At 40.1% G+C, this 25884-nt stretch carries 26 protein-coding genes and 1 riboswitch; of the genes, 17 read left to right on the top strand and 9 right to left on the bottom strand.

The annotated features are described in order from the left end of the window. Positions 1-41: 41 nt before the first annotated feature. A complete protein-coding gene (locus DIS06_RS12190; protein WP_110113557.1) occupies positions 42-758 on the top strand; it encodes a 5-formyltetrahydrofolate cyclo-ligase in 717 nt (238 codons plus the stop codon). A gap of 51 nt (positions 759-809) precedes the next feature. Here the strand turns inward: DIS06_RS12190 and DIS06_RS12185 are convergent, their stop codons facing one another. Continuing rightward, complete coding sequence (locus tag DIS06_RS12185; RefSeq protein ID WP_110113556.1) at positions 810-941, bottom strand: YflJ family protein; 132 nt, start codon at positions 939-941, stop codon at positions 810-812. Between the two features lie 225 nt (positions 942-1166). Here DIS06_RS12185 and DIS06_RS12180 point away from each other — a divergent pair, with 225 nt between their 5' ends. Then, positions 1167-1490, top strand: a complete 324-nt coding sequence (locus tag DIS06_RS12180) for a hypothetical protein (RefSeq protein WP_162595968.1) — start codon at positions 1167-1169, stop codon at positions 1488-1490. A 460-nt stretch (positions 1491-1950) separates the two neighbouring features. Here DIS06_RS12180 and DIS06_RS12175 read toward each other — a convergent pair whose 3' ends face one another. Further along, entirely contained in the window at positions 1951-2403 is a 453-nt protein-coding gene (locus tag DIS06_RS12175) for an RrF2 family transcriptional regulator (protein WP_110113554.1), read from the bottom strand. A gap of 254 nt (positions 2404-2657) precedes the next feature. Here DIS06_RS12175 and hmpA point away from each other — a divergent pair, with 254 nt between their 5' ends. The 10 genes from hmpA to DIS06_RS12125 all read left to right on the top strand — a co-directional run bounded on the left by hmpA (position 2658) and on the right by DIS06_RS12125 (position 14084). Continuing rightward, on the top strand, positions 2658-3860 hold the full coding sequence (gene hmpA / locus DIS06_RS12170) for an NO-inducible flavohemoprotein (protein ID WP_110113553.1): 1203 nt from the start codon (positions 2658-2660) through the stop codon (positions 3858-3860). A gap of 276 nt (positions 3861-4136) precedes the next feature. Continuing rightward, positions 4137-5447: a lysine N(6)-hydroxylase/L-ornithine N(5)-oxygenase family protein gene (locus DIS06_RS12165; protein WP_110113552.1), complete on the top strand. Its 1311-nt coding sequence runs from the start codon at positions 4137-4139 to the stop codon at positions 5445-5447. Positions 5448-5650: 203 nt separating this feature from the next. Further along, complete coding sequence (locus DIS06_RS12160; protein WP_204166795.1) at positions 5651-6982, top strand: alanine/glycine:cation symporter family protein; 1332 nt, start codon at positions 5651-5653, stop codon at positions 6980-6982. A 410-nt stretch (positions 6983-7392) separates the two neighbouring features. Continuing rightward, complete coding sequence (locus DIS06_RS12155) at positions 7393-7908, top strand: type 1 glutamine amidotransferase domain-containing protein (protein WP_110113551.1); 516 nt, start codon at positions 7393-7395, stop codon at positions 7906-7908. 129 nt (positions 7909-8037) lie between these two features. Then, on the top strand, positions 8038-9537 hold the full coding sequence (locus tag DIS06_RS12150) for a glycine betaine uptake BCCT transporter (protein WP_110113550.1): 1500 nt from the start codon (positions 8038-8040) through the stop codon (positions 9535-9537). A gap of 147 nt (positions 9538-9684) precedes the next feature. Continuing rightward, the gene (locus tag DIS06_RS12145) at positions 9685-11313 is read left to right on the top strand and encodes an SLC13 family permease (protein WP_110113549.1); all 1629 of its coding nucleotides are present in this window, start codon (positions 9685-9687) and stop codon (positions 11311-11313) included. A gap of 364 nt (positions 11314-11677) precedes the next feature. Then, positions 11678-11887 (top strand): hypothetical protein, encoded by a 210-nt coding sequence (locus DIS06_RS12140; protein ID WP_110113548.1) that lies wholly within the window; start codon positions 11678-11680, stop codon positions 11885-11887. A gap of 73 nt (positions 11888-11960) precedes the next feature. Next, positions 11961-12170: a hypothetical protein gene (locus DIS06_RS12135; RefSeq protein ID WP_110113547.1), complete on the top strand. Its 210-nt coding sequence runs from the start codon at positions 11961-11963 to the stop codon at positions 12168-12170. Between the two features lie 87 nt (positions 12171-12257). Continuing rightward, positions 12258-12989, top strand: coding sequence for a CAP domain-containing protein (locus DIS06_RS12130; RefSeq protein ID WP_110113546.1), 732 nt, complete (start codon positions 12258-12260; stop codon positions 12987-12989). Positions 12990-13601: 612 nt separating this feature from the next. Next, a complete protein-coding gene (locus DIS06_RS12125; RefSeq protein ID WP_110113545.1) occupies positions 13602-14084 on the top strand; it encodes an AraC family transcriptional regulator in 483 nt (160 codons plus the stop codon). A gap of 67 nt (positions 14085-14151) precedes the next feature. Here the strand turns inward: DIS06_RS12125 and DIS06_RS12120 are convergent, their stop codons facing one another. The 3 genes from DIS06_RS12120 to DIS06_RS12110 form a co-directional block, all read right to left on the bottom strand. Beyond that, complete coding sequence (locus tag DIS06_RS12120) at positions 14152-15030, bottom strand: metal-dependent hydrolase (RefSeq protein WP_110113630.1); 879 nt, start codon at positions 15028-15030, stop codon at positions 14152-14154. Between the two features lie 73 nt (positions 15031-15103). Further along, a complete protein-coding gene (gene ade, locus DIS06_RS12115) occupies positions 15104-16831 on the bottom strand; it encodes an adenine deaminase (RefSeq protein WP_110113544.1) in 1728 nt (575 codons plus the stop codon). 69 nt (positions 16832-16900) lie between these two features. Then, positions 16901-17002, bottom strand: a riboswitch (purine riboswitch). A 451-nt stretch (positions 17003-17453) separates the two neighbouring features. Next, complete coding sequence (locus tag DIS06_RS12110; RefSeq protein ID WP_110113543.1) at positions 17454-17675, bottom strand: DUF1128 domain-containing protein; 222 nt, start codon at positions 17673-17675, stop codon at positions 17454-17456. Positions 17676-17830: 155 nt separating this feature from the next. Here DIS06_RS12110 and DIS06_RS12105 point away from each other — a divergent pair, with 155 nt between their 5' ends. Genes DIS06_RS12105 through DIS06_RS12095 form a run of 3 tightly spaced genes read left to right on the top strand, consistent with a single transcriptional unit; the run spans position 17831 to position 19549 of the window. Further along, on the top strand, positions 17831-18304 hold the full coding sequence (locus tag DIS06_RS12105) for a low molecular weight protein-tyrosine-phosphatase (RefSeq protein ID WP_110113542.1): 474 nt from the start codon (positions 17831-17833) through the stop codon (positions 18302-18304). Between the two features lie 42 nt (positions 18305-18346). Continuing rightward, complete coding sequence (locus DIS06_RS12100) at positions 18347-18688, top strand: YtxH domain-containing protein (protein WP_110113541.1); 342 nt, start codon at positions 18347-18349, stop codon at positions 18686-18688. A 21-nt stretch (positions 18689-18709) separates the two neighbouring features. Beyond that, positions 18710-19549, top strand: coding sequence for a YihY/virulence factor BrkB family protein (locus DIS06_RS12095; RefSeq protein WP_110113540.1), 840 nt, complete (start codon positions 18710-18712; stop codon positions 19547-19549). A 231-nt stretch (positions 19550-19780) separates the two neighbouring features. Here DIS06_RS12095 and DIS06_RS12090 read toward each other — a convergent pair whose 3' ends face one another. From DIS06_RS12090 to DIS06_RS12080, 3 genes are all read right to left on the bottom strand, one after another. Then, the gene (locus DIS06_RS12090) at positions 19781-21706 is read right to left on the bottom strand and encodes a heavy metal translocating P-type ATPase (RefSeq protein WP_110113539.1); all 1926 of its coding nucleotides are present in this window, start codon (positions 21704-21706) and stop codon (positions 19781-19783) included. A gap of 221 nt (positions 21707-21927) precedes the next feature. After that, on the bottom strand, positions 21928-22074 hold the full coding sequence (locus tag DIS06_RS12085; RefSeq protein WP_110113538.1) for a BH0509 family protein: 147 nt from the start codon (positions 22072-22074) through the stop codon (positions 21928-21930). A gap of 213 nt (positions 22075-22287) precedes the next feature. After that, complete coding sequence (locus DIS06_RS12080) at positions 22288-23475, bottom strand: MFS transporter (protein WP_110113537.1); 1188 nt, start codon at positions 23473-23475, stop codon at positions 22288-22290. 174 nt (positions 23476-23649) lie between these two features. Between DIS06_RS12080 and DIS06_RS12075 the strand changes: the two genes are divergently transcribed. Beyond that, complete coding sequence (locus tag DIS06_RS12075; RefSeq protein WP_110113536.1) at positions 23650-24033, top strand: OsmC family protein; 384 nt, start codon at positions 23650-23652, stop codon at positions 24031-24033. Positions 24034-24078: 45 nt separating this feature from the next. Here DIS06_RS12075 and DIS06_RS12070 read toward each other — a convergent pair whose 3' ends face one another. Beyond that, positions 24079-24492 carry a pyridoxamine 5'-phosphate oxidase family protein gene (locus DIS06_RS12070; RefSeq protein ID WP_110113535.1) on the bottom strand — a complete coding sequence of 138 codons (414 nt, stop codon included), beginning with the start codon at positions 24490-24492 and terminating at the stop codon, positions 24079-24081. A gap of 161 nt (positions 24493-24653) precedes the next feature. Between DIS06_RS12070 and cax the strand changes: the two genes are divergently transcribed. Next, complete coding sequence (gene cax, locus DIS06_RS12065) at positions 24654-25712, top strand: calcium/proton exchanger (RefSeq protein ID WP_110113629.1); 1059 nt, start codon at positions 24654-24656, stop codon at positions 25710-25712. Positions 25713-25884: the final 172 nt, after the last annotated feature.

Genomic DNA, 25884 nt, shown 5'->3' with positions numbered 1-25884 from the left:
GGTATTTTAGTAAGGACATACAGACAAAAGAGGTGAGTAAGATGAATTCAAAAGATCAAATTCGACATCGCGTGTGGGATGCACTTGTCGAAAACAAACTCGGACGGTTTCCATTTCCGCTTCATAACCGAATTCCAAATTTTAAAGGAGCGGAACAAGCCGCCAAATATATTGTTGAGATGGATGTATATAAGCAAGCGAATGTTGTGAAAGTGAATCCGGATGCACCGCAATTACCGTTGCGAGCGCAAGTGTTGCGGGATGGGAAGGTGTTGTTGATTCCCACACCACGGTTAAAAAATGGGTTTGTTCAAATTAAACCAGAATGGGTGCCAAAAGGAGAAGAACGAAAAGCAGCGAGCTTGAAGCATATGAATTCGTATGGGACGGTGTTGTCTTTAGAGGAAATGCCGCAAATCGATTTGATTGTCGTCGGTTCGGTGGCGATGCATCGTGATGGAAGACGTATTGGAAAAGGAGAAGGTTATGCTGACCGAGAATATGCGATTATTCGAGAGCTTGGTAATCGCCCTGTGCCTGTTATTACATCGGTGCATAGCACACAAGTCGTAGATGATGACTTACCGCGTGATGCGTATGATTTAACAGTCGATTGGATCGCGACTGAGGAAGGATTAATTGAAACGCACACACCGTATGAAAAGCCAACAGGCATTCTGTGGGAGCATGTAACGGAAGAAGAGAAAAAGAAAATGCCTGTGTTGCAAGAGGTGTGGGATATGACACATAAACGGTAAGAATACATAAAAGCCCTGTTACTTTTGACGAAAAGTAACAGGGCTTTTCACTTATTTTCTATGTTTATCTAATAAGTTGGCTAAGATGTGAGTTTTGTAGCTTTCTACTTTTCGGTCTTCGTAGCGACGAACACCTCGTTTTTTTAACTCTTGTACGTACCAACCTTTGCTTCCAGCGTGCATGCTAAACACCCTTTCTTTTCTTATTTCTAGGAATCGAATGAGGTTCATTCTTTGCTCAAATGGAAGACGTCTGTCTTTCCTTGGGCGTTCATTGTAACATCTGAGAAATGCTGAAAAAAGGGGCGATTCGAAAAAAGTTGTTATCAATTCTTTCTTTGGTTTTTAGGAAATGGTTTACAAGATTTTCAAGAAGGGAATAGGTGTACAAAGAAGGGAGAGATGGTGATGAAAGAGCGTTATTATGTAGCGGTTGAGACAGGGGTTATTCATAAGAAGCCATTTGATGATCAAGTGAACTATTATGAAATTAATGCAACGACGAGAGAACATTATGATCTGCAACACATTTTTACAGAATTACGAGAGCTAGAGTATGAGTTTACGCCGATTTTATTAAAACCGTTGAAAGAAAGTGAAGGAATCGAGCGAAGAGAAAAACAACATCAGCTTATCACCAACTTATTCACCGTTCTTTATGATCTTGGAACGGATGAAACGAAAATGAAAATTAAATCGCTTCACATTTTAGACGAGCTGCATACAACGTAAGCTCGTTTTTTTTTGTTTGAGTCGTTTTCTAGAAGGTTTATTTGTTTGCTGAAAGGAAGCAACCTGAAACGAAAATCACTCACTTCTCATTAGTTAGGAAGAAAAACTGATACATACGAAAGAAGCTTTAAATGAAAAAGCGGCTGGGACATAAGTGTTTCAGTCGATAAGACATCCGAACCATTTATAGTTATATTCTATTTATAGTTAGGATGTTTTTTGATTAAAAACAAGTTTAAAAAAATAGTGGAATGGAGCGTAGGACACTCGACTCCTGTGGGAAATAGAGGAAAGGCTGAGACTCAACAGGAACGAGGAGGCTCAGGTTCCTCGCCGCGGAAAGCGAGTGGCTAGAGCGAAATGGAACGAACTTGTTGTTGTAACTTAACGATGATAGAAACGGCATTGTTCGTTTTTGGAAAGAAATCATTTCTTTATGTCCCACCCTCGAGTGAAAAGATTATGTGTCAGATGAACGATTTGATGAAAATAAAAAGGCAAGTTCGTCTTGGTTTTGAATCAGGTCGGCTAACGTGTATTGATCAAGAACGTGGATAAATGCTTGTAGGGCCTCATGTAATACGTTCTTTAGCTTACATGAAGGAGACAAAATGCATTGATTTCCTTCTCGGTTAAAACATTCAACAATATGAAAGTCTTCTTCTGTTTTTCGCACGACGGCACCAATGTTAATGTCAGAAGGAGATTTAGCTAAACGAATGCCACCGTTTCGACCTCTTATCGTTTCAATTAAACCGAGCTTTCCTAGTTCATGAATGACTTTCATTAGGTGATTTTTCGAGATGTTATATGCATCTGCAATTTCTTTTATATTACTTAATTCATCGGGCTTGTATGTGGCTAAATATAGTAATACTCGCAAGGAGTAGTCTGTGTATTGCGTCAACCTCATAAGAAAACCTTCTTTCTTATTAACAATATCTTTATGATAGCACGATAAAGTGCTAAATTGGAACGCTTCTGACTCAAATGTAAAGAAACTGGTAATAAATAGATTTTTCATCTAACTTTGAAGGGACTTAGTAAAACAAGGTAATTGTGACAACTTTTTAAAAGATGTATACAAAATATATCTTTTTTCTTTCTTCTTTATATAATAAAGGTGTATCTAAAATACATCTTTTGAAGTGGATGGGGGAAAAAGCTATGTTAAGTGAACAAACGATTCAAATTGTGAAAAGTACAGCACCCGTTTTACAAGTACACGGAAAAGACATTACAATGCGCTTTTATGAAACATTATTTCGTGATCACCCAGCGCTTTTGAATATTTTTAACCAAACGAATCAAAAAGCAGGACGCCAACAAACAGCACTTGCCAATACAGTGTATGCAGCGGCATTACACATTGATCGATTAGAAACATTGCTTCCGGTGGTGAAGCAAATCGGACATAAGCACCGCAGTATCGGTGTCAAAGCGGAGCATTACCCAATTGTGGGTGAATACTTACTTCGTGCAATTAAAGATGTGTTACAAGACGCAGCGACAGATGACATCATCCAAGCGTGGGGAGAAGCATACGGTGTCATTGCTGATGTGTTCATTCAAGTCGAAAAAGACATGTACGAAGAAGCAGAGCATCAAACAGGTGGATGGGAAGGTTATCGAGATTTCTATGTAGATCAAGTAGTAAAAGAAACGTCTGAAATTACGTCTTACTATTTGAAGCCAAGTGATCATCAACCGCTTGCGACATTTGCGCCAGGACAATATGTGAGTGTGAAGCTAAGTGTTCCACATGAAACATATACGCATATTCGTCAGTATAGTTTATCTGATGCGCCAGGAAAGAATTATTATCGCATAACAGTAAAGCGAGAAACAGGTGTAGAAGAGGGTGTTGTATCGACGTACTTACATGAGCAAGTGAAAGAAGGCGACATTTTACCGTTAAGTGCGCCAGCGGGTGATTTTGTGTATGAAGCGAACGGTGAAAAGCCAGTTGTGTTTATTACCGCAGGTGTAGGAATTACACCGGTTGTGAGTATGATGAAACAACTTGTGAAGGATAAGTCTGCTTCATCAATTACACACATTCATGCGGTGAAAAACAGTGCACATTTCGCATTAAAGAGTGACGTAGAAGCCTTAAAGAGCAACATTCGCTCGTATGTGGCGTACAGTCAACCAACAATTTCAGATTACGAACGCAACGAGTTTGATCTTGAAGGCCGAATTGCTCAAGACGTATTAAGTCAATGGATTGAACAAAGAGATGCGCTTTATTATGTGTGCGGATCAGAAGGGTTTATGAAGTCCATTTTACACACATTAAAGGAGTTAGGTGTACAAGATGAGAGCGTTCATTATGAGTTTTTCGGACCAAAACAAGGTGGATTGATCTAAACAGCTGGACATAACGGAAGGGCTGTTATGTCTCGCTGTTTAGACCTAAGGTTATGACGCCCCCCTTGCGGGGTTGGCGTCATAACCTTTAGGAGATCTTTGTGGGTGTGTTCGGAGAGGTGTGTTGTTTGGGGTATATGATTTGATTAAATAGAATGAAAAAGGGGTAAAGAGCTAATAACGATTACGTTGTTAGCTCTTTTTGTATGGCGGGGCATGTTCTAGAGGTGCTTCGTTTAAACTAAGAGCAACTTATGGAAAGAAGGAAGTGGTAAGGTGAAGCAGAAACGATATGATGTGATTGGCATCGGCATTGGCCCGTTTAATTTAGGGCTTGCGGCACTTTTAGATCCAGTAGATGAGATTGATGCGTTGTTTTTTGATAAAGATCCTTATTTCGAGTGGCATCCTGGCATGCTCATTCAAGGAACAGATTTGCAAGTGCCGTTTATTGCAGATTTAGTGACATTTGCGGATCCAACAAGTCCGTATACGTTTTTAAATTATGCACATACACACAATCGATTGTATTCATTCTTTTTCTTTAATCGCTTTGATATTCCAAGGCAAGAGTACAATGAATATGCAAAGTGGGTGTCCAAGCAGTTGACGTCTTGTCAGTTTGGGAAACGTGTGGTTGATGTAAAGGATCATCAAGGAGACGATGCTTATTATGAAGTAAGCGTGATGAATGTGAAGACCGAAGAGATGGCCACATTTTATGCCAAGCACCTTGTTCTCGGAACAGGAAGTGTTCCATTAGTGCCAGAAAAGTTAGAAGAGGCTTTAAATGAAGACCTTTTACATACAAGTTCATACCTGAATCGTAAAGAGGATGTTAAGAGAGGTAACGTGATTACCGTTGTTGGCTCTGGGCAAAGTGCAGCGGAAGTGTTTCATGATTTATTGAAAGAGCAAGATCGCTGTGGGTATCAGTTGAATTGGTTAACGAGGTCTCCTCATTTTCAACAGCTCGAAGAATCAAAAATCGCACAAGAAGTGTTTTCACCGGATTACGTAAACTATTTTCATTCTCTGTCGTTTGATGAACGCATGAATACGTTAGAGTCGTTAAGACCGTTACGAAATGGTGTCGAAAAGGCAACATTGCAGCAAATTTACGATCTGTTGTATCATCGTTCGGTGACAACAACTGACTTGTCCGTGACGATTCAAGCTTCAACAGAAGTAAAAAGTGTGCAGTCCGTGAAAGACGGTACGTATTCGGTGTCGTGCTATCAGCATCAAACAGATCAAACGTTTGAAATGGAGACGAATAAGCTGATTTTAGCAACAGGGTACAAGCCGTATGTACCTAAATGGTTAGACAACATGCGTGATGAAATTGTATGGGAAGATGAGAAGCGCTTTAAAGTAACGAGAGATTACCGCATTGCGTTTAAAAAGGAGCGAAATAATCATCTGTTTACTCTGACTAATTTAGAGCATTCTCACGGAGCAGGGGCTACAAACTTAGGATTGTCTGTGCAGCGCAATCAGCATATTATTAATAAAATTACTGGGAAAGGGGTTTATCCAATTCCGCAGAACACTACATTTCAGCAATTTACACCAAACACAAAATGACACCGTTCATTTTGTGTTTTTTACGTTTTTTCGGTATAATAATCAGTCAGACTTTTGGCACGTGTCGATGGTGAGAAAGAGTGAAGGGCTAGCTGTAATTGTGTCCATAAATTCTCATTTACAACAAGCAGTCAAACGACTGAGATTTATGGTATGATAAGAAAATATTTTTGAAGTAAACATAAATGAGGTGAAGATTGAAAGTGGATTGGTTTCAAATCATTGATAAAATAAACGAAGTTTTATGGGGTCCATTTATGCTTGCGTTCTTATTAGGAGCAGGGATTTTATATACGTTTCGGCTACGATTTATTCAAATAACAATGGTCAAACAGGCATTTTACCAAACGTTTGGTGGATTGTTTAAAAAGAAAGGAAACGAAGAAGGCGGCGGTATTACATCGTTTCAAGCGCTAGCCACGTCTATTGCTGCTCAAGTAGGAACAGGAAATTTAGCAGGTGTCGCAACTGCAATCGCAGCAGGTGGTCCAGGGGCGATTTTTTGGATGTGGATTAGCTCGTTTTTAGGAATGGCGACGATTTTCGCAGAAGCGGTTTTAGCGCAGAAGTACAAAGAAGAAAAAGATGGTCAAGTTGTTGGTGGACCTGCTTACTATATTCAAAAAGGAGTAGGGAGCAAGGCGCTTGCTGTGTTTTTTGCGGTATCGATTATTTTAGCACTTGGATTTGTCGGAAACATGGTGCAGTCAAACTCAATTGCAGCAGCTTTTGATACGTTTAATGTTCCGAGAATTGCAATTGGAATCATTGTAGCTATCTTAATTGGGTTTATTATTTTTGGTGGCATTCAGCGTATTGCCAAAATTGCGTCAACAGTTGTACCGTTTATGGCGTTATTTTATATTAGTGGAAGTTTAATTATTGTCGTAGCGAATTTTGCTGATGTGTTAGCAGCCTTTGAATTGATTTTCTATGCAGCGTTTAATCCAGAAGCCGCAACAGGTGGGGTGATCGGTGCGACCATTAAAGAAGCGATTCGTTATGGAGTTGCGCGTGGGTTATTTTCAAATGAAGCGGGAATGGGTTCAACGCCTCATGCTCATGCTGTAGCGAAAGTGAAACATCCAGCGGAACAAGGGTTAGTGGCGATTATGGCGGTCATCATTGACACAGTCATCATTTGTACGCTTACTGCTCTTGTGATTATTTTAACAAAGTCGTATGAATCAGGGATGACAGGTATTCAGCTTACGCAAGAAAGCTTTACGCGTGGATTAGGTGAATTTGGTTATCCGTTTATTGCGATTTGTTTATTCTTCTTTGCCTTTACAACCATTTTAGGTTGGTACTATTTCGGGGAGACAAATGTGAAATACTTATTTGGTCAAAAAGGAATCAATCCGTATCGGACACTTGTTCTTTTATTTATTGTGGTAGGTACAACGATTAACGTTCCTCTCGTATGGGAGCTTGCGGATACGTTTAATGCACTGATGGTGTTTCCAAACATTTTAGCACTCTTCATCTTAAGTCCAGTAGTTGTAAAAATCTATAAGGATTTTAAAGCAAAATAAGTGTAAAGGGGCTGGGACATAAGTGTTTCAGTCGGTAAGAAATCCGAACTATTTATAGTTATATTTTATTTATAGTTCGGATATTTTTGATTAAAAAACAAGTTTAAAAGAATAGTGGAATGGAGCGTAGGACACTCGACTCCTGCGGGAAATAGAGGAAAGGCTGAGACCCCACAGGAACGAGGAGGCTCAGGTTCCTCCCCGCGGAAAGCGAGTGGCTGGAGCGAAATGGAACGAACTTGTTGTTGTAACATAACGATGACAGAAACGTTATTGTTCGTTTTTGAGAAGGAATCATTTCGTTATGTCCCACTCTCTTTTTTTTGTGTGCGTGTGTTTAGAAAGATGTCTGTAGGGTATCTTATTTGTGTGATACATGTTCAGGATTAAAAAGAAGGAGTGGTTGAATCATGAGTAAAAAAATTGCTGTTTTGATTACAGATTTGTTTGAGGACTCGGAATACACAGAACCAGCCGACGCATTTAAAGAAGCTGGACATGAACTAACAACGATTGATGTGGAAAAAGGAAAAAGCGTAAAAGGAAAACAAGGAGAAGCGACAGTTACAATTGATAAAGGAATTGATGAGGTCAATCCTTCTGATTTTGACGCGTTGTTTTTACCAGGTGGCTTTTCACCAGATATTTTACGTGCTGATGATCGCGTTGTGGCGTTCACAAAAGCATTCATGGATGACAAAAAGCCTGTGATGGCGATTTGTCATGGACCACAGCTGTTAATTACAGCAGAAACGCTAAAAGGGCGCGATGTGACAGGATATAAGTCGATTGCGGTTGATTTGAAAAATGCAGGTGCGAACTTCCATGATAAAGAAGTGGTTGTATGTGGCAATCAATTAGTGACAAGCCGTACACCTGATGATCTTCCTGCATTTATTCGTGAGTCAGCAAATTTGTTGAAATGATAAGTGAGACATGTTAAAAAAAGATACAGGGCCTCTAGATGCAGAGGTCCTTCTTTTTGTTGTTCATGAAAGAAACATAGGATTTTCGGACAACCTATAAGCAATAAGTATGAATAAAGGGGAGTTTTTATGAAGCAGATTACAAGTGTCTTTTGGATTACGCTTACGCTTGTTGCGATTTTAGTAGCATTTGGCGCAGCGTTTCCAAAGGGTTTAGAATCCTCCACCGCAGCGCTGCAAGGAGGCATTATTGATAGCTTTGGTTGGTATTATTTAATCATTGTGACCGTGTTTGTGGTCTTTTGTATTTATCTTATTTTTTCAAAGTTTGGTGATGTGAGACTAGGAAAGCCAGATGAAAAGCCAGAATATAAAAATCTCACATGGTTCTCGATGCTGTTTAGTGCAGGAATGGGAATTGGACTTGTCTTTTGGGGAGTAGCAGAGCCGATCAATCACTATTTAATTAATGCTCCAACCGCTGAAACAGGTACACCTGAAGCGATCCGTGAGTCGATGCGCTATACGTTCTTTCATTGGGGGGTTCATGCATGGGCCATTTATGCGTTAGTCGCGCTTTGTTTAGCTTATTTCAAGTTCCGTAAAGGTGCACCTGGCTTGATTAGTGCGACACTTATGCCGATTTTTGGCGACAAGATGAAAGGCGGACTTGAAAAAGCAATCGATGTGATTGCGGTATTTGCGACGATTGTTGGGGTTGCGACCACGCTTGGTTTTGGGGCCGCGCAAATCAATGGTGGATTGTCATTTTTATATGATATCCCATCAAGTTTTACCGTTCAGTTTATCATCATTGTCATTGTCACCGTTTTATTTATGATTTCGGCTTCTACAGGCTTAAATAAAGGAATTAAAATTTTAAGTAATACAAACATGGCGATTACGGCGCTGTTATTTCTGTGTGTGTTATTCCTTGGACCGACTCAATATATCTTAAATACATTTACAAACACGCTTGGTGCTTACTTGCAATACTTACCGCAGATGAGCTTTCGCATTGCGCCAAACTCACCAGAAGCACGAGAATGGATCAATGGATGGACGATTTTTTATTGGGCTTGGTGGATTGCATGGTCACCATTTGTCGGGATCTTCATTGCACGTGTATCTCGCGGACGAACGATTCGTGAGTTTTTAATTGGTGTCCTACTGTTACCTTGTTTAGTTGGATTTCTATGGTTTTCAGCGTTTGGCTCAAGTGGGATTAACCTTGAACAAAACGGCCTTGCGAATTTAGCGGATTTAGCAACAGAAGAGATGTTGTTCGGACTGTTTGCAAACCTTCCGCTTGGAACTATCTTATCCATTATCGGTATTCTTTTAATTGGTACGTTCTTTATTACATCAGCAGACTCTGCAACATTCGTTTTAGGGATGCAAACGACAAACGGTTCGTTAAACCCGTCATCAAGTGTTAAATTAACGTGGGGAATCGCGCAGTCTGCTATCGCAGCAATTCTACTATATACAGGCGGACTTCAAGCATTGCAAAATGCACTCATTTCAGCAGCATTCCCGTTTTCAATCATTATGATTTTAATGATGTACTCACTGTACAAAGCATTAAATGAGGAGAAAATTGAACGAGTGAAAAAGACACGAATATAAAAGTGATGAAAAGCCTCTTTGCAAATCAGCAAAGGGGTTTTCTTTTTGAGATAAAACGACAAAAAGATACATTATTTGTAAGGATAGTTGACAATGTTTTAAAATTTCAGATAACATATAATTGTATAAACATAAAGGGGGAAGCTTATGGGAGAAGTAATTCAGTCAGTATGGGGGAAAATGTGGGGGATACATCACAAAGCGAAAAAGACATTGATGATGTCGAGTGATGCGCCAACACCAACAACGGAGTCAGCTAAAGGGGAGCTGAACAACGTAAACAGAGAAAAAAAGCCGAACTATACAACGAGACAAAAAGTAGGGTTGTTTTTAGGGCCGGCGTTGTTTTTATTCATTTTGTTGTTTTTAAGTCCAGAAGGTATGTCGAAAGAAGCCTTAGCCGTTTTAGCGAGTACGGCATGGATTGCCACATGGTGGATTACCGAGGCTGTTCCGATTCCAGTTGCTTCATTGTTGCCGATTGTGTTGTTTCCATTAACAGGAGCAGTTGAGTCAGCAGGTACGATTACGAGTGCGTATGCCGATGCGAATATTTTTCTTTTCATGGGCGGTTTTATGATTGCGCTTGCGATGGAAAAGTGGAATTTGCATAAGCGAATTGCGATGAACATTTTACTTGTGATGGGGACAAGCACAGAGCGTCTTATTTTAGGATTTATGGTGTCTACAGGCTTTTTATCGATGTGGATTTCAAATACAGCGACAGCGATGATGATGATGCCAATTGCGTTAGCGGTTATTTATCAAGTACAAGATTCAATGAAAGAGTCAAAAGAACAAACGACGAATTTTAGTAAAGCGATTATGCTTGGGATTGCATACGGAGCATCAATCGGTGGGCTTGGAACGTTAATCGGAACACCTCCGAATACGATTTTCGCATCTGTTGTGAAGCAAATGTATGGCATTGAAATTTCGTTTGCGAAGTGGATGATGTTTGGGGTACCGTTAGCGGTTATTTTATTAGGAGCAACATGGTTTTACTTAGTGAAGATTGCTTTTCCTACTAAAATGAAAGAGCTACCGGGTGGAAAGCAAGTGATTCAAAACGAAAAGAAAGCATTAGGCACACCAAGCTTTGAAGAACGCTTAATCTTTGTCGTATTCGTTTTTACAGCATTTTGTTGGATGACACGTACGTTTATTTTAACGAAGTACATTCCCAATTTAGATGATACGATGATTGCGATCTTTGCAGGAATTCTTCTCTTTTTACTACCAGCGAAAAACAAAGGAGAAACGCGTATTTTAGCGTGGAGTGACGCAAAGAACCTTCCATGGGGCATTTTGCTTTTATTCGGAGGAGGTCTTGCGATTGCGGCTGGATTTAAAGAAACAGGATTAGCGACGTGGATTGGAGAGCGATTAACAATTTTACAAGGTGTTCAATTTATTATCGTAGTAGCGATGGTTACGGCACTTGTTATTTTCTTAACCGAGCTAACATCCAATACAGCGACAGCAACAATGATGTTCCCAATCATGGCATCATTAGCGTTAGCACTTAATGTTCACCCGTATAGTTTAATGATTGCAAGTGGTGTGGCAGCATCTTGTGCATTCATGATGCCAGTAGCAACGCCGCCAAATGCGATTGTGTTTGGTTCAGGTATGATTAAGATTGGCGATATGGTGAAAGCTGGGTTCTGGATTAACCTCTTCTGTATCGTATTAATTACGTTAATGATCTTTTACGCCCTTCCAACGATTTGGGGAATTGATTTAACGACATTTCCAGAAGCATTAAAAGGATAATTATCCATAAAGTTGTAGGAAGACCTTATTTTAGGACGTTCTGAAGAGGAAACAACCTTTTTAGAGCGTCTTTTTTGATGACTTATATAACATGCATATTACAGTTAAGTTACGGAAGCATTTGTTTGCATTTTTGACATTTTTACGAGCCTTACAGCCTCAAGTGCTGAGCGTGGTGGAAAAGTTTTGAAACTAAATTTAGCTAAATTATAGTGAATATTGGTAGCGATAAAAGGTTGATAGAGTACCAGTTTTCATGAAACAATGAATGTGCGTTACAAAACAGCGCAACAAATTAGCGCGTTGCTTTTTAACGAAGTTCAGTAAGACTTACAAGTAAACATGTTAAGGAGGAATTCACTTTATGAAAAAGAAATTCCGCGTAGCCGCAATTGCAGGTGCCGTATCATTAGGGTTGTTAACAGCGGGACAAGCAAGTGCAGCCACTCCAAATTGTAATGTAGGTCAAGCCCCAACTCCACAACAAGGGCAGCAAGAACAAGTTCAACAAATGCAACAAGTTGATCTACAACAATTATTTAATCAGTTAGGTGTGAATGTGTCAGCGAAATAAAACAACATTGATTGTTTTTTCATAGATCGATTCATTAAGACGTACGATTAAACATCTTAAGGAGGAATTCATTATGAAAAAGAAATTTCGTGTATCAGCAATCGCAGGTGCCGTGTCATTAGGTTTATTAACAGCAGGACAAGCAAGTGCAGCAACGCCAAACTGTAATGTAGGTCAAGCTCAAGCGCCACAGCAAGTACAACAAGAGCAAGCGCCACAAGCGCAACAAATTGATTTACAGCAATTAATCAATCAATTATGTCAAACTGCTCCAACGAAGTAAGACTATCTAACGTTTCGTTTTTAATAGAGTAAGAGTTTTAATTAAAAAATGACTATTGGTCATAAAATCCAAGGAGGAATTTTTATTATGAAAAAGAAATTTCGTGTAGCCGCAATCGCAGGTGCCGTATCAGTAGGTTTATTAACAGCAGGACAAGCAAGTGCAGCAACACCAGCAACTCCAGACTGCAATGTACCTAAAAACATCACAGTAAAAGATGCACAAGCGGCACAAAACATTAACGTAGACGAGTTAATGAAAAAGTTTAACGTTCAAGCACAAGCTCAAGCACCACAACAAGCAGCACCAGCACCAGCACCAGCGCCAGAAAAACAAGCTGAAGCTCAACCACAAGAGCAAGCACAAGCACCACAGCAAGCTGAAGCGCAACCAGCACAAGAGTCAGAGCAAACAGAACAAAAAGCTGAAGCTGGTGATGTAAGTGAGTATGAGCAACAAGTCGTTCAATTAGTAAACCAAGAGCGTGAGAAACAAGGTTTAAAACCGTTAGAGTTAGATAAAGAGTTAAGTGACGTTGCACGTGAGAAATCAAAAGACATGAAAGAAAAAGGATATTTTGATCACAATTCACCAACGTACGGTTCTCCATTTGATATGATGAAGCAATTTGGCATTGAATATACAGCTGCAGGTGAAAATATCGCAAAAGGTCAAAAAACACCTGAAGAAGTAATGGAAGGCTGGATGAACAGTGATGGTCACCGTAAAAACATCATGAGCCCTGACTTCACACACATCGGTGTAGGGTATGTAGAAGGTGAAATGCCTCACTGGACTCAAATGTTTATCGCGAAGTAATGAATGGTAATTAAATGAAAAGCTCACTCCATTTGGGGTGAGCTTTTTACATGTTTTCTGTTTGAATTTTAGGGTATAGTAAATATAAGAAATCGTAATGAGAGGTGTCGAATGATGAGAAAACTAATTCGTCGTATTTTAGTGGCAGTCTTTCCGATCCTTGTAAAAGAAGGATATAATTATTATAAAACAAGAAAACGAACGCCTAGAGGGCCTAAGCATTATAAATAAGCAAATCTAGATGAAATCATCTTTTTTAAAATCCAGTACATAATGGATTTAATAAAACATAATGAGTACATGAAAAAGCAGTTCTATTCAATTGAATTAAGGTCCCCTAAAAGTAAGATATGGTTATTCCGCTAGGTAGCTTTCTCAAAATGAGTTCGGTATTGCACCGGACTCATTTTTTTATCTAAAATAGGCGAGAAAACCTCTACTTCAAGGAATGCTAATGAGTAAGTGAGGGTAGTTCAAACATTTAAGCTTATTGAATAGTAGTTGTTTAGTGATAAATCAAAAGCTGATGAAGAAAAGGTGAGCTACGTGAAAAAGGATTTAACTATCAAACAGCGAATAAAGAAATCAGTGCTATTATGGGAGATGATTCACATGAAAATAATGATTAAAGAATTACCAAAATATGAGGTAGCATTTGTTAGACGAACAGGAAGTTATTTTGAGCCACAAGATCATTGGGGAAAATTATTGCATTGGGCAAACGAACGTGGACTTTTTCCACCTGATCAATCATTTATTGGCCTATCATTAGATAACCCTGATGTTGTTGAAAGTCATCATTGTCGTCATGATGCTTGTGTTACGATTCCTGAAGGCTTTCCAAAAGAGAGTCATCCTACTATGCGATTCAAAACATTAGATGGCGGGAAATATGTATTGTATCCCTTTTATGATCAGCCTGACAAGTTGAATATCGCTTATAAATATATGTTTGAACAATGGTTGCCATGTAGTGAGTATGAAGCAGATGACAATCGATATAATCTAGAATTTACGATGAATAACCCGTGGGAAGATGCGGAAGGAAAATTAAAGGTTGATTTACTTATACCAATAAAAAAGCGAACAAGCTAAAAACTCGAAGCATCGATTGCTCCGAGTTTTTGTTTGCTCATTCTTTAAGCCTGTTGTCATTTCATTATTACTTATCAATCTTCCCATGTTCCATGTATTCAAATAAGAAAGATTGTCCGTTTCGGTAAAAGCGTGGGTCATAGATACCGAATGTGTTGTCGTCTTCAACGACAACAACAAATGGTGCCCATTCGTATAGTGTTTTGGCACGTGGGTTTTCGGCAAATAATTGGTCAAGGTTTGCGTCATCACTTGATTTGATGACGTCTTTAATCTTGCCTTCTGTGAAAATTGTTTCGTCAATGATGTTCACTTGATCGCCTGATTTAGCAATGACGGAAAAATTCCATGGTACAAAGCTAGCAGAAAGCGCCACTTGCTCGTAATCTTTGTCGTATTTGTGATAAAGGGCATAACCTTGAGCGGATTGAATGAAAACATGCAGGGCGATGAGCGCCCAACCGACTCGGTAGATTTTGACGCGCTGTTCTTTTTGCTTTCGTGATAGAAGAAATGCCGCAAGAAACACGAACCAAATGACAAAGTCGACAATAGGAATTGTCCCTAGTGTAAGGCGAGCGGTTGAAAATGGCTCTAGATAACCTGTTCCCCACGCATTAAATACGTCACTTGTGTTATGAATGATGACGGCAATGAGTGCGGTGAAAAAGATGGTCTTGCTTTTAAATTTAAATAGAAGCCAGCTCACGACGTAAAACAGAATAGCCCAAATTGGTGTAAGGAAAATTGAATGTGTAATGCCCCGATGCCACATTTGGTAGCGGCCGTCTGTATCCCAAAGTTGTGAAATGACGTCAATGTCCGGGATTTGACTTGCGCCAACAGCGGTTAAAAGGAGCACACGTCTTTCTTTTTTGGACATGTGCTCTTTATTAATGGCTCCGTAAATACCAAGCCCAAACAGCGTATGTGTAATAGTATCCATGTGATCACCTGCTTTCATGAAGGATAAGCATCTTCATTATAAGGGCACGTGGATAGACTGTAAAAAAATAAGCCTACGCTTCCACCTTAAGATGTTGAAACGTTTTAACATTAAATAATCCTTTATCGGTTAATTTTAAAGACGGAATGACTGGTAGACTTAAAAACGAGAGCGTTAATAACGGATTAAATGCCTCGGTCACGTCAAGCTCATGTAACGCTTCGTGCACATGTGTAAGTGTGTCGTTTACTTCATTTACGTTTTGCGTGGACATTAAACCACCGATGGACAGTTGAAGTGAATGAAGCACGCAACCGTCTTTTACAAGCACAATACCTCCGCCGATTTGTTGAATCGTTTGGACCGCAAGTACTAGATCTTCATCGTTTGTACCAACTGCGACAATGTTGTGAGAGTCATGCGCAATCGTTGTCGCAATCGCACCGCTTTTTAGCTCAAATCCTTTCACAATGCCTAATCCAATGTTTCCTGTGAGGTGATGGCGTTCAATGACGGCCATTTTGAGCTGATCACGCTCGGTAGACGGCTCAAAGTATCCGTTTGTTGTTTGAACATCTTCGACAAGGTGGTTCGTTACTAAACTGTTTGGGATGATCTCCATTACATTCGCTTTTCCCGTTGAAATCGGTAACTGAAAGGATGTCGTTGTAATTTCTGGTAAGTGAACTGATTGCTGCAGGGATGATGAGTCTGTTGTTTTGTTGGAGTCGTTTAGGAACTCATTCTTTTTAGCGACAAGCATTCCGTTTTTATAAACACTGTCAATTTCAAGTGTGTGAAGATCGTTTAGTAACACCAAGTCTGCATCGTACCCTGGTGCAATTGCGCCTTTTCCGTTTAGTTGGTAGCACTCGGCTGCATTTAACGAAGCCATTTGAATCGCAATCAGTGGGTCAAGTCCTTCTTTAATCGCTAAACGAATGTTGTGATCGACAGATCCTTCTGTTAATAAGTCGTCTAAGTGCTTATCGTCTGTGCAAAATAAAAAGCGCCGCGCGTTTCGTTCTGTGACCGCAGGAAGAAGCTGTTTTAAGTCTTTTGCGACAGAGCCTTCGCGAATAAGGACGTACATGCCACGTTTCACACGATCGAGTGCTTCGTCAGCTGTGATGCATTCGTGATCCGTTGTGATGCCTGCTGTTCGATAAATGTTGATACCTGTTGCATCTAACCCCGCACCGTGACCATCAATGACGGCACCGCGCTTTTTCGCCATCAACAGCTTATCAAGCATGTCATTTTCGCCATCGCGAACCGATGGAAATTCCATGACTTCTGCTAGTCCAAGAACGCGAGGATGTGAAAAGAAAGGTTCTAAATCGGCAGCACGTAAAACGGCACCTGCGTTTTCAAATGGTGTGGCCGGTACGCTTGATGGTAAATTGACGAATACATCAAGCGGAAGATCTTCTGAATCATCAAGCATGAACTGAATGCCTTTGCTACCAGCGACATTCGCAATTTCATGAGGATCGGTGATGACGGTCGTCACACCACGAGGCACAACTAATTTCGCAAACTCACTTGGTGTAACCATCGAAGATTCAATGTGAACGTGGCCGTCAATAAACGTTGGTGAAATATATTTTCCGTTCGCATCAATCGTTTGAATGCCTTCATAATCACCAATTCCAACGATTTGACCATTATGAATGGCAATATCACCTTCAATGATACTGAGTGTAAAAACATCGATGATTTTTCCGTTTTGAATGACGAGATCAACTGGCATTTGTTTGTTTGCACTTGCAATTTGTTTTTGTAGAAAAGTGTTATTCATGAGAAACGCTCCTTTATTTTAGAATAAAGGACTAAAAAGAGTAGAACATCCTGAAGATAAAATGAGGGTATGAAAATGTTCAACTCTCGTAGTCCAACTATTTACGGTAGTTTGGTAGAGACTCTTGGACCTTATTTCCAAGATTATACGAGAAAAATAAAAAGTATTGCGGTCTATTCTATAAGGGATCCAATCATTCGTCAATCCTCTTTGTGCAGGAAAATGAAAGGAAACGGTAAGAGAGTAGAGACAGTATATGCAGGCTATTATAAAAAAACTCACATGTAGCGGGTACATGTGAGGGGAAAGAAGCACTTTGTTCTGTTATCTAAATTCAATCAAGATAGGGTAATGGTTGATTTCTGCTTCAGGTTGCTCGCTTTCCGCGGGGCGTGCGGTGAGCCTCCTCGTCGCATAAAGCTCCTGTGGGGTCTCACCTGTCCCGCTGCTCCCGCTGGAGTTTCGCACCTTTCGCTTCAATCAATCACGTCTAATGTTGCGGAACGAACTATTTGCTAAAATACATTACAACGTGCTATCAAGATCTTCATCGAATCACCCAAAAAGGTCTAAAAAATACACCGTGACAGCTCTACCGTCACGGTGTATTTTTTAGATCAATTTATTTACGTAAAGAGCCTAGTTCTTCTGCGATGGCTTGCATTTCGCTCGGACTGAACGAGTCTTTTTTCATGACCATTTCGTACAGGTACTTTAAGTCTTCGTATGTTTCTTCGTCAAACGCGGAGCCTTTAATGGCACCCATGTTTAACATGCGTAGTTTTTCACTAATCGCGTTTACCATGTATTCAATGTTTTCAGGTGTGTTTTTTGATAAATCCACTTTGTTCATCCTTCCACGTTCTTTTTTTCTTATTGTAACACGTTTTCACTGAATGAACAGGCTGTTTCAAATTAAGCTTGTTCTGTTGGTGAAAGGGGAGTGTCATGCGAATGTATGGTGTATAATGTTTGTAAAAAGCAAAAGGAGTCGAGACTATGATTAACGTATTATTTGTGTGCCTAGGGAATATTTGTCGTTCTCCAATGGCCGAAGCGGTATTTCGGGATTTAGTCGAAAAGAGAGGGCTCTCACATAAAATTCAAGTCGATTCTGCCGGAACAGGCGACTGGCACATCGGTCACCCGCCTCATGAAGGAACGCGAAACATTTTAACGAAAAACAGCATTTCGTTTGAAGGAATGAAAGCAAGACAAGTAGTTGAGAAAGACTTATCTTCGTTTGATTACATTATCGGGATGGATGCAGAGAATATCGGCAATGTACGTCGACTTGCTGGATTCAACAAAACAGGCTACATCGGTCGTTTGTTAGATTTTGTTCCAGAAGCGAAAGTAGAAGATGTACCAGATCCGTACTTTACAGGTAACTTTGATGAAGTTTATGACCTTGTAACAGAAGGGTGTCGTCGATTACTTGATCACATTGTAAGCGAAAAACTAGATGTTTAAGAAAAGAAAATAAAGGAAATGAACAAATAGGAGAGTGAAACAATGGTGAAGAAGAGTAAATTACTTGATGGGATTTTAATTGGTGCATTGGTTGGGGCAGCTGTCTCGATGTTACATAAAGAAACACGTGAACATACCATTCAACAAAGTAAGAAATTAAAAGACAAAACGATGTTTGCCGTTCAAAACCCACAAGTGGTGACGGCAACGTTAAAAGAAAAGTATGAAGACGTCCGAACAACGATTGAACAAGTATCAGAAGATGTGGCATTTATTGCTGGCAAAGTGGAGCAGCTAAAAGAAGCAACACCACAAGTGATGGAAATTGTGCAAGATACGAAAGAAGCGTTTACCGCAAAAGCACAAGTAGACGACGAGAAGTAACTTGAAAAGAGAGGTGAAAGGATGGGCGATGTAAAGAAACGATCTGTTTTATCGTTTGGAAAAGAGTTAGTAGCGCGTATTCAACGAGACGAAATCCCGAGTTTGTCAGCCGAGCTCGCGTATTACTTTCTACTATCAATGTTTCCGTTTTTAATTTTCTTGATTACGCTAATTGGCTTTTTACCTCTCCAAGTTCCTGATATTTTACAAATGATTGATGAGTTTGCGCCTGAACAGACAATGAGCATGATTGAAAGCAACTTAACGACCGTTATTGGTCAACAAAACGGCGAGCTCTTATCGATTGGTTTAATTGCGACGATTTGGTCTGCATCAAACGGAATTAACGCGATTGTCCGTGCGTTTAACCGAGCGTATCAAGTAGAAGAGAATCGACCGTTTATTGTCGCAAGAGGCATGTCAATTTTATTAACGTTTGCGATGATTTTTATTATTGTCGTTGCCTTGTTGCTTCCTGTGTTTGGTCAGATGATTGGGTTGTATTTGTTTTCAACGTTAGGATTATCGGAGACGTTTTTAGCCATTTGGTCTGCGTCAAGGTGGATTATTAGTTCCGCTATTTTATTTATTGTCTTCATGGCTCTTTATTATTTTGCGCCTAATAAGCATTTACTTGCACGTAATGTCGCAAAAGGTGCGGCGTTCGCGACCATTGGTTGGATGGCCGTTTCATTAGCATTTTCGTATTATGTGAACAATTTTAGTAACTACACCGCGACATATGGAAGTCTTGGTGGAATTATTGTGCTTCTCATTTGGTTGTACCTTTCAGGAATGATCATCGTCATCGGTGGCGAGATCAATGCGATGTTTTATGAGCGTCGCAAACGAGAAGCGTAGACACATATTGGCAACGTGTTTCCTCTTTCTTGCGCACATACTAAGCGTACAAGGAAGGAGGGGTACACAATGACAAAACATACGAAAAAAGATGGAAGCAACACAAAGCAAAATAAAAAAAGTAGCCCTAAACATAAAACAAGCAACAGCCAAAACGGACAAAACGGTTATCACTAAACCGTAGGCTTTGCATACGAAAAGGCCCCGCCACATGAGGACGGGGTCTTTGTCTTATTTCAGTAATCGTAATCCATTTAAAATAACAAGAATTGTACTACCTTCATGACCGATGACGCCAAACGGCATATCTAAAATTTGCAGGAAGTTCGAGCAAATTAATAACACGATGACACTAATTGAAAAGATAATGTTTTGTTTGACAATGCGGTTCATTCGTTTAGACAGTTTCACCGCTTCTGCGATTCGTGATAAATCATTTTTCATTAACACGATGTCGGCTGTTTCAAGGGCGACGTCTGTTCCTTCGCCCATCGCAACGCCAACGTGAGAGGTGGCAAGGGCAGGAGCGTCATTAATGCCATCTCCCACCATTGAAACGGTATCATACTTTGTTTTTAATTGTTTAATGTGTTCCACCTTGTTTTCAGGCAAGCATTCTGCGATGTAGTCATTGACGTGTGTTTCTTTTGAAATGGCTTCCGCTGTTTTTTCGCTGTCACCTGTTAACATGATTGTATATACACCAAGCTCTTTTAACTGTTCAATTGCTTGAATCGCTTCTTCGCGCACGATGTCTTTTAACGCAATAAGACCGACAATTCCTTCATCGTCTTTTGCGTAGACGACCGTTTTTCCTTCTTCAGCAAGTGTGGATGCGATATTTTGCTCAAAGTTTTCAACCAGCTCTTTTCCAACAAAATCCGCTTTTCCAATCTTCCACGACTCATTACCAACCGAACCAATGACGCCCCAACCTGGTACATCTTCTAATGAATCTGGCTGCACGAGTTGAAGTCCTTTTTCAACACGTACGTACTGTACAATTGCTTGAGCAAGCGGGTGATTTGATTGACGTTCGATTGAGCCGATTTTGATTAAAAAGTCGTCTTCACTGATAGATGGACGAACTACAACGTTTGTAACTTCAGGTGTTCCTTTTGTCAGTGTTCCTGTTTTATCAAATGCGATTGCTTTTAAGTGAGCGAGTCGCTCGAGATGAACGCCACCTTTAAACAGCATTCCTTTTCGCGCGCCATTTGAAATCGCTGATAGTGACGCAGGTGTAATTGATGCGACAAGCGCACAAGGGGAGGCGACAACGAGTAAAATCATCGCACGGTAAAATGTTTCCGTCCAGCTCCAGCCAAGTACGTAATGAGGAAGAACCATCATAATAGCAACAAATGTAAGGACGAGTTTAACGTACAGCCCTTCAAATTTTTCGATAAACAATTGCGAAGGTGATTTTTCGTCTTGTGCACTTTGGACGAGTTGAATGATCTTTTGGAATAACGTATCTTCACTCGTTTTTGTGATTTCAACGGTAATGGCACCTTTCATATTTACCGTTCCTGCGAACACGTCCATGCCGATGTTTTTCAGAACAGGCACCGATTCACCAGTAATGGCCGCTTGGTCAATCGTTGTTTGACCTGAGACGATCGTTCCATCAGATGGAACACGCTCTCCTGGTTTGACTAGAATACGGTCTCCGATGCGTAAATCAGCCACTGAGACGATTTCTTCGTTACCGTTTGTAATACGCGTTGCTTCTTGTGGCTGTAGTTCCATAAGGGCCGTGATTTCACGGTTACTTTTGTTCATTGTATAGGTTTCAAGCGCACCACTTAAGGCGAAGATAAAGATCAACATCGCCCCTTCTGCCCAATAACCGATAATTGCTGCGCCAATGGCTGCAAAAATCATGAGCATCTCGACGTTTAATTCTTTGTTTTCGATCGTTTCTTCAATACCTTCTTTCGCTTTGGCGAATCCACCAATTACATAAGCTAATACAAAGAATGTAACAGATAACGTTCCTTGATCTGCTTTTGATAATAGCCAAGCAATTAAAATAAGTACTCCACTTGTAAGTGCGGCGATTAATTCACCGTGTGTCGTAAGAGAGGAAAGAAATGGAGATTGACCTTCCTCTTTATCTCGACTTTTTATTGAAACTTTTGCTTCCATACACATCTCTCCTTCTTTTTCTGTTTTTCATTGAGAAGAATAATCACAATCATTACCCCTAAAAAAGCACGAAAGCTGCCATCTAAGCGATAGCAGCACATTTCATTGGTTTTATATCTAGTTGTTTATTTTATTTAGAATCATTATAACATGTGCATGGCCTTCTATAAATAGAAAAAATAAAAAATGCCCTTGCTTATGACGAGATAAGCAAGGGCATTTGATTATTATTCAGCGATTTGCTCATAGAAGTAATAAGTTGAGTTATAGATGTGTTCAACGTCTGCGTCTGTCATATACATTAATGTTTCGCGGTCAGTCCCTTTCATTCTCTCAATAAAATCGATCATGTTTTTCCGTTCTTGTCTGCTCATGTTTATTTCCCCTTTCAATCTGTTTTAATACAGTTTATTATATTTATTTGTATTATATAACAGAAAAATGATTTTGTGTAGACTTTTTTTCAAAATAGGCAAAAAAATAGGCTGTACTCATAGATATTCATGTTTACTAGGTGTAAGAATCCGTATCGTTCACGCAACTGTTATAGAACTGTAAAACAGACAACAACAAACAAGCACTCCGCTCTAGAGTGCTTGTTCGTTCTGTTCCATTGAATTTGTTGCGACGACTGTTCCTTTTTTTGAAAAGAAAACGGCACAGAAGATAAGTAAAATGAGCCCGCTTAAAATATGAAAGAAACTTAGCTGTTGGACGTATTGAATAAAAAAGCCACCAACGAATGGTCCAATTAAGCTACCGATGCTAAAGAAAATGCCGCACATGAGGTTTCCTGTTGGCAATAAATGAGCTGGCGTTAAATCAGTCATATACGAAATACCGAGGGAGAAGGTCGATCCTAACAACATTCCTGCAAACGATAAGCAAATGACGAGTCCGATAAAGGAATTCTCCATAAAGCTTGCGCCCAAAAAAGCAAGGAAGCCGAAGAATAAAATGAATGTTAAAATGTTTCGGCGGCCGTATCGGTCACTAATGATGCCCAATGGCAATTGTGTCAAAATGCCTCCAACCGCAAACGCAGTGAGTAAAAAGGAGATCTCCTTTACTTCCATGCCGATTCGTAATCCATAAACAGGGAAAATCCCGTTAATCGATGTTTCTAAAATTCCATAGCCAAGCGGAGGCAAAAATGCAACCCATGCATATTTCCATGCTTGTGAGAATCGTTTCATGCTTTGTGAAAACGAACTGACGCCCATATCTTGTTCGGGGTATTCGTTTTTTAAGAAAAACACAAATGCCCAGCCGATGAGACAAAGAGCTGACGATAACATAAACGGTAAGGCTGGATTAATGTCCACAAGAGGTGTCATTAACGGTCCAGCGGCAAAGCCAATGCCAAAAAATAAGCCATATAGTGCAATGTTACGCCCGCGACGTTCGTGTGGAGAAGACGATGTAATCCACGTTTGTGTTGCAAAGTGCAGAGCGTGATCTCCAATCCCAATAAATAAGCGTAAAACAAACCAAAACCAAAATGAGTGCCAAAGTGGAAATAACCCAATCGATACAAATACAAGCAGTCCACCAAAAATGATAATTGGTCGGTACCCAAACTTTCGTAAAGGCTGTTCCATAAAAGGTGATGCGAGTAAAATTCCAATGTATAAAGCGGCCGCGTTCAAGCCATTTAGAGAGGAAGACGTGCCGCTTTTTTCGAGCATCACCGCTAAAAGCGGCAACAGCATGCCTTGACTAAATCCTGAAATGGCGACGATGCTAACTAAAATCCAAAATCGAAATTGATTCATAGCGTTACCTCGGTTGATGTGTAATAAGTGTTCTTATTCCGTTCCATTGTTCAGTATAGCAGACAAACCTTGTCCACATATATGGATTTACAAAATCTTAAGACGGTATATTTGTGAAAGAAAGGAAGACATGATATAAAGAGAAAAATGAGTGCAAGAGAAGGAGTGTTCGTCATGGAATTTAAAATGAAACAAGAACTTGGGTTTACAACGGAACTATCATTTGGTGAGCTTCATGTCGCAGGAGACGAGGCGCACGGCTTTCGTCCCTTTCAATTAATGGTGTCATCAATTGCGGTTTGTAGTGGTGGCGTGTTGCGTACGATTTTAACGAAAAAGCGCATTGAGATTGAGGACATGACGATTAAAGCAGATGTGACACGAAACGAAGCGGAAGCAAATCGCATTGAAAAAATCCACCTTCACTACATGATTAAAGGTGAAAACCTTCAGGAAGACAAGATTGAGAAGTCAATTGAACTGGCTCGTAAAAATTGCTCGATGCTTCAATCGGTTGTAAATAGCATTGAGGTAACGGAATCATTTGAATTAGTTTAGTATAAGCAAAAGCCCCTTACGCATGTGAGGGGCTTTTTTCTGTCGTTAAATCTCTTCAGCTTCACTACCTGCTTTATCGAAGTAAAGGATGCATTCAGGCGTTAGTTGCAGCAACACGTAGTTTGGATCATCCGGGCCGCTAATCCATTCACGTAAGTGGTCGTTCCAGAACTTTTCTTTTAATTCGCTTCGTTCTTCGACGTTTGCTTTTGCTTCAATTTCAACATAAGCGTCATTCCACCCTTGTCCTTCATAGCCAAGTAAAACATGTACGTATGGATTTTCTTCAATATCTTCGACTTTATGTGTGTTCTTGTTTGTTGCCGTATAAAGCACGAGATCTTCATTAAAAAACATCATGAAACGAGAGTACGGCTTGCCATCTCGAATGGTTGCGAGTGTTCCAATTTTATGATCTTGAAAAAGTTTTAACACTTTTTCTTTCGTATTGTTTGCCATGTGTTCAACTCCTTTTGATCATTTCTCTCTTTAATGTCTGTCGTTTGCTTGGTTTTTAAACGTATAAAACATGCCAATCAATAAAAACGAGCGAGATTGAATATTCTATGGATAGTGTCATTTCTTTACATATTGAACCAACAAGAAAAGAGGGTAAGCACATGGTGAATAAAATCTTTTTTATAACCGTTTTAGCGGGTGTTCCGCTATCTGTTGTGGGGCGGCTTTTGCATTGGTCGGAAGTGCTCATGTTTATCATTTACTGTTTAACGATTGTAGCGCTTGCAGGCTATATGGGTCGAGCAACAGAAAGTTTAGCGATTGTATCAGGGCCGCGTGTTGGAGGGCTTTTAAATGCGACGTTTGGAAATGCTGTCGAATTGATTATTTCTATTTTTGCGTTAAAAGAAGGGCTCGTTGCGATCGTATTAGCTTCACTGACAGGTTCTGTTCTTGGAAACTTGTTATTAGTAGCTGGGTTGTCCTTTTTCGTAGGAGGCTTAAAGTACAAACGCCAAGAGTTTAATGTGTACGATGCAAGACATAACTCAGGGTTACTCATGTTTGCGGTCATTGTCGCATTTGTTATTCCCGAAGTGTTTGCACAAGGGATGCCAGAAGGGAAAACGATGGCGATGAGTATTGGGGTTTCCGTGATTTTAATTACGCTTTATCTTGCTGCTTTATTTTTCCGCCTTGTTACGCATCGAGGTGTGTACCAAACACAGGGAGAAGAAGGAGCGGGGCATGAAGAAGAACCAGAGTGGACGAAAGGAAAAGCACTGCTTATTTTACTTGTAGCCACAGGAGCCGTGGCATTTGTTTCGGAAAGCTTAGTTCACACGTTTGAAACGGTTGGAACGCGCTTTGGCTGGAGTGAATTATTCATTGGGGTCATTATCGTAGCGGTTGTCGGAAATGCAGCGGAGCATGCATCAGCAATTATTATGGCATATAAAAACCGCATGAACGTAGCGGTAGAGATTGCGATTGGATCGACGCTTCAAGTCGCGATGTTTGTTGCACCCGTGTTAGTGCTGTTGTCGCTCTTTTTCAAAGAAAGCATGCCGCTTGTGTTCACGTTGCCAGAACTAACCGCAATGGTGACAGCTGTTTTACTTGGTGTCATTCTTTCAAATGATGGCGATACGAACTGGTTTGAAGGGGCAACGCTGTTGGCGGCGTATCTCATTATGGGAATTGGCTTCTATTTATTGTAGTGCTCTCATATACTAATAAAAAAAGAGCTGCCTCGCTGAAAGGTGTGGTTCTCTCTACGTCGGCGTGATACAGTCTCCCTTACATGTAGTAGGTACCTGTATACAAGTAGAAGAGTCACTAACCCTTTTGGTAGGCAGTTCTTTCTAATGTGGGATTAAAACTCGTTTATCA

Source organism: Bacillus sp. CGMCC 1.16541, from assembly GCF_003184905.1.
GTDB lineage: Bacteria > Bacillota > Bacilli > Bacillales > Bacillaceae_H > Priestia.
This window is presented reverse-complemented; position numbering and strand designations above follow the sequence as displayed.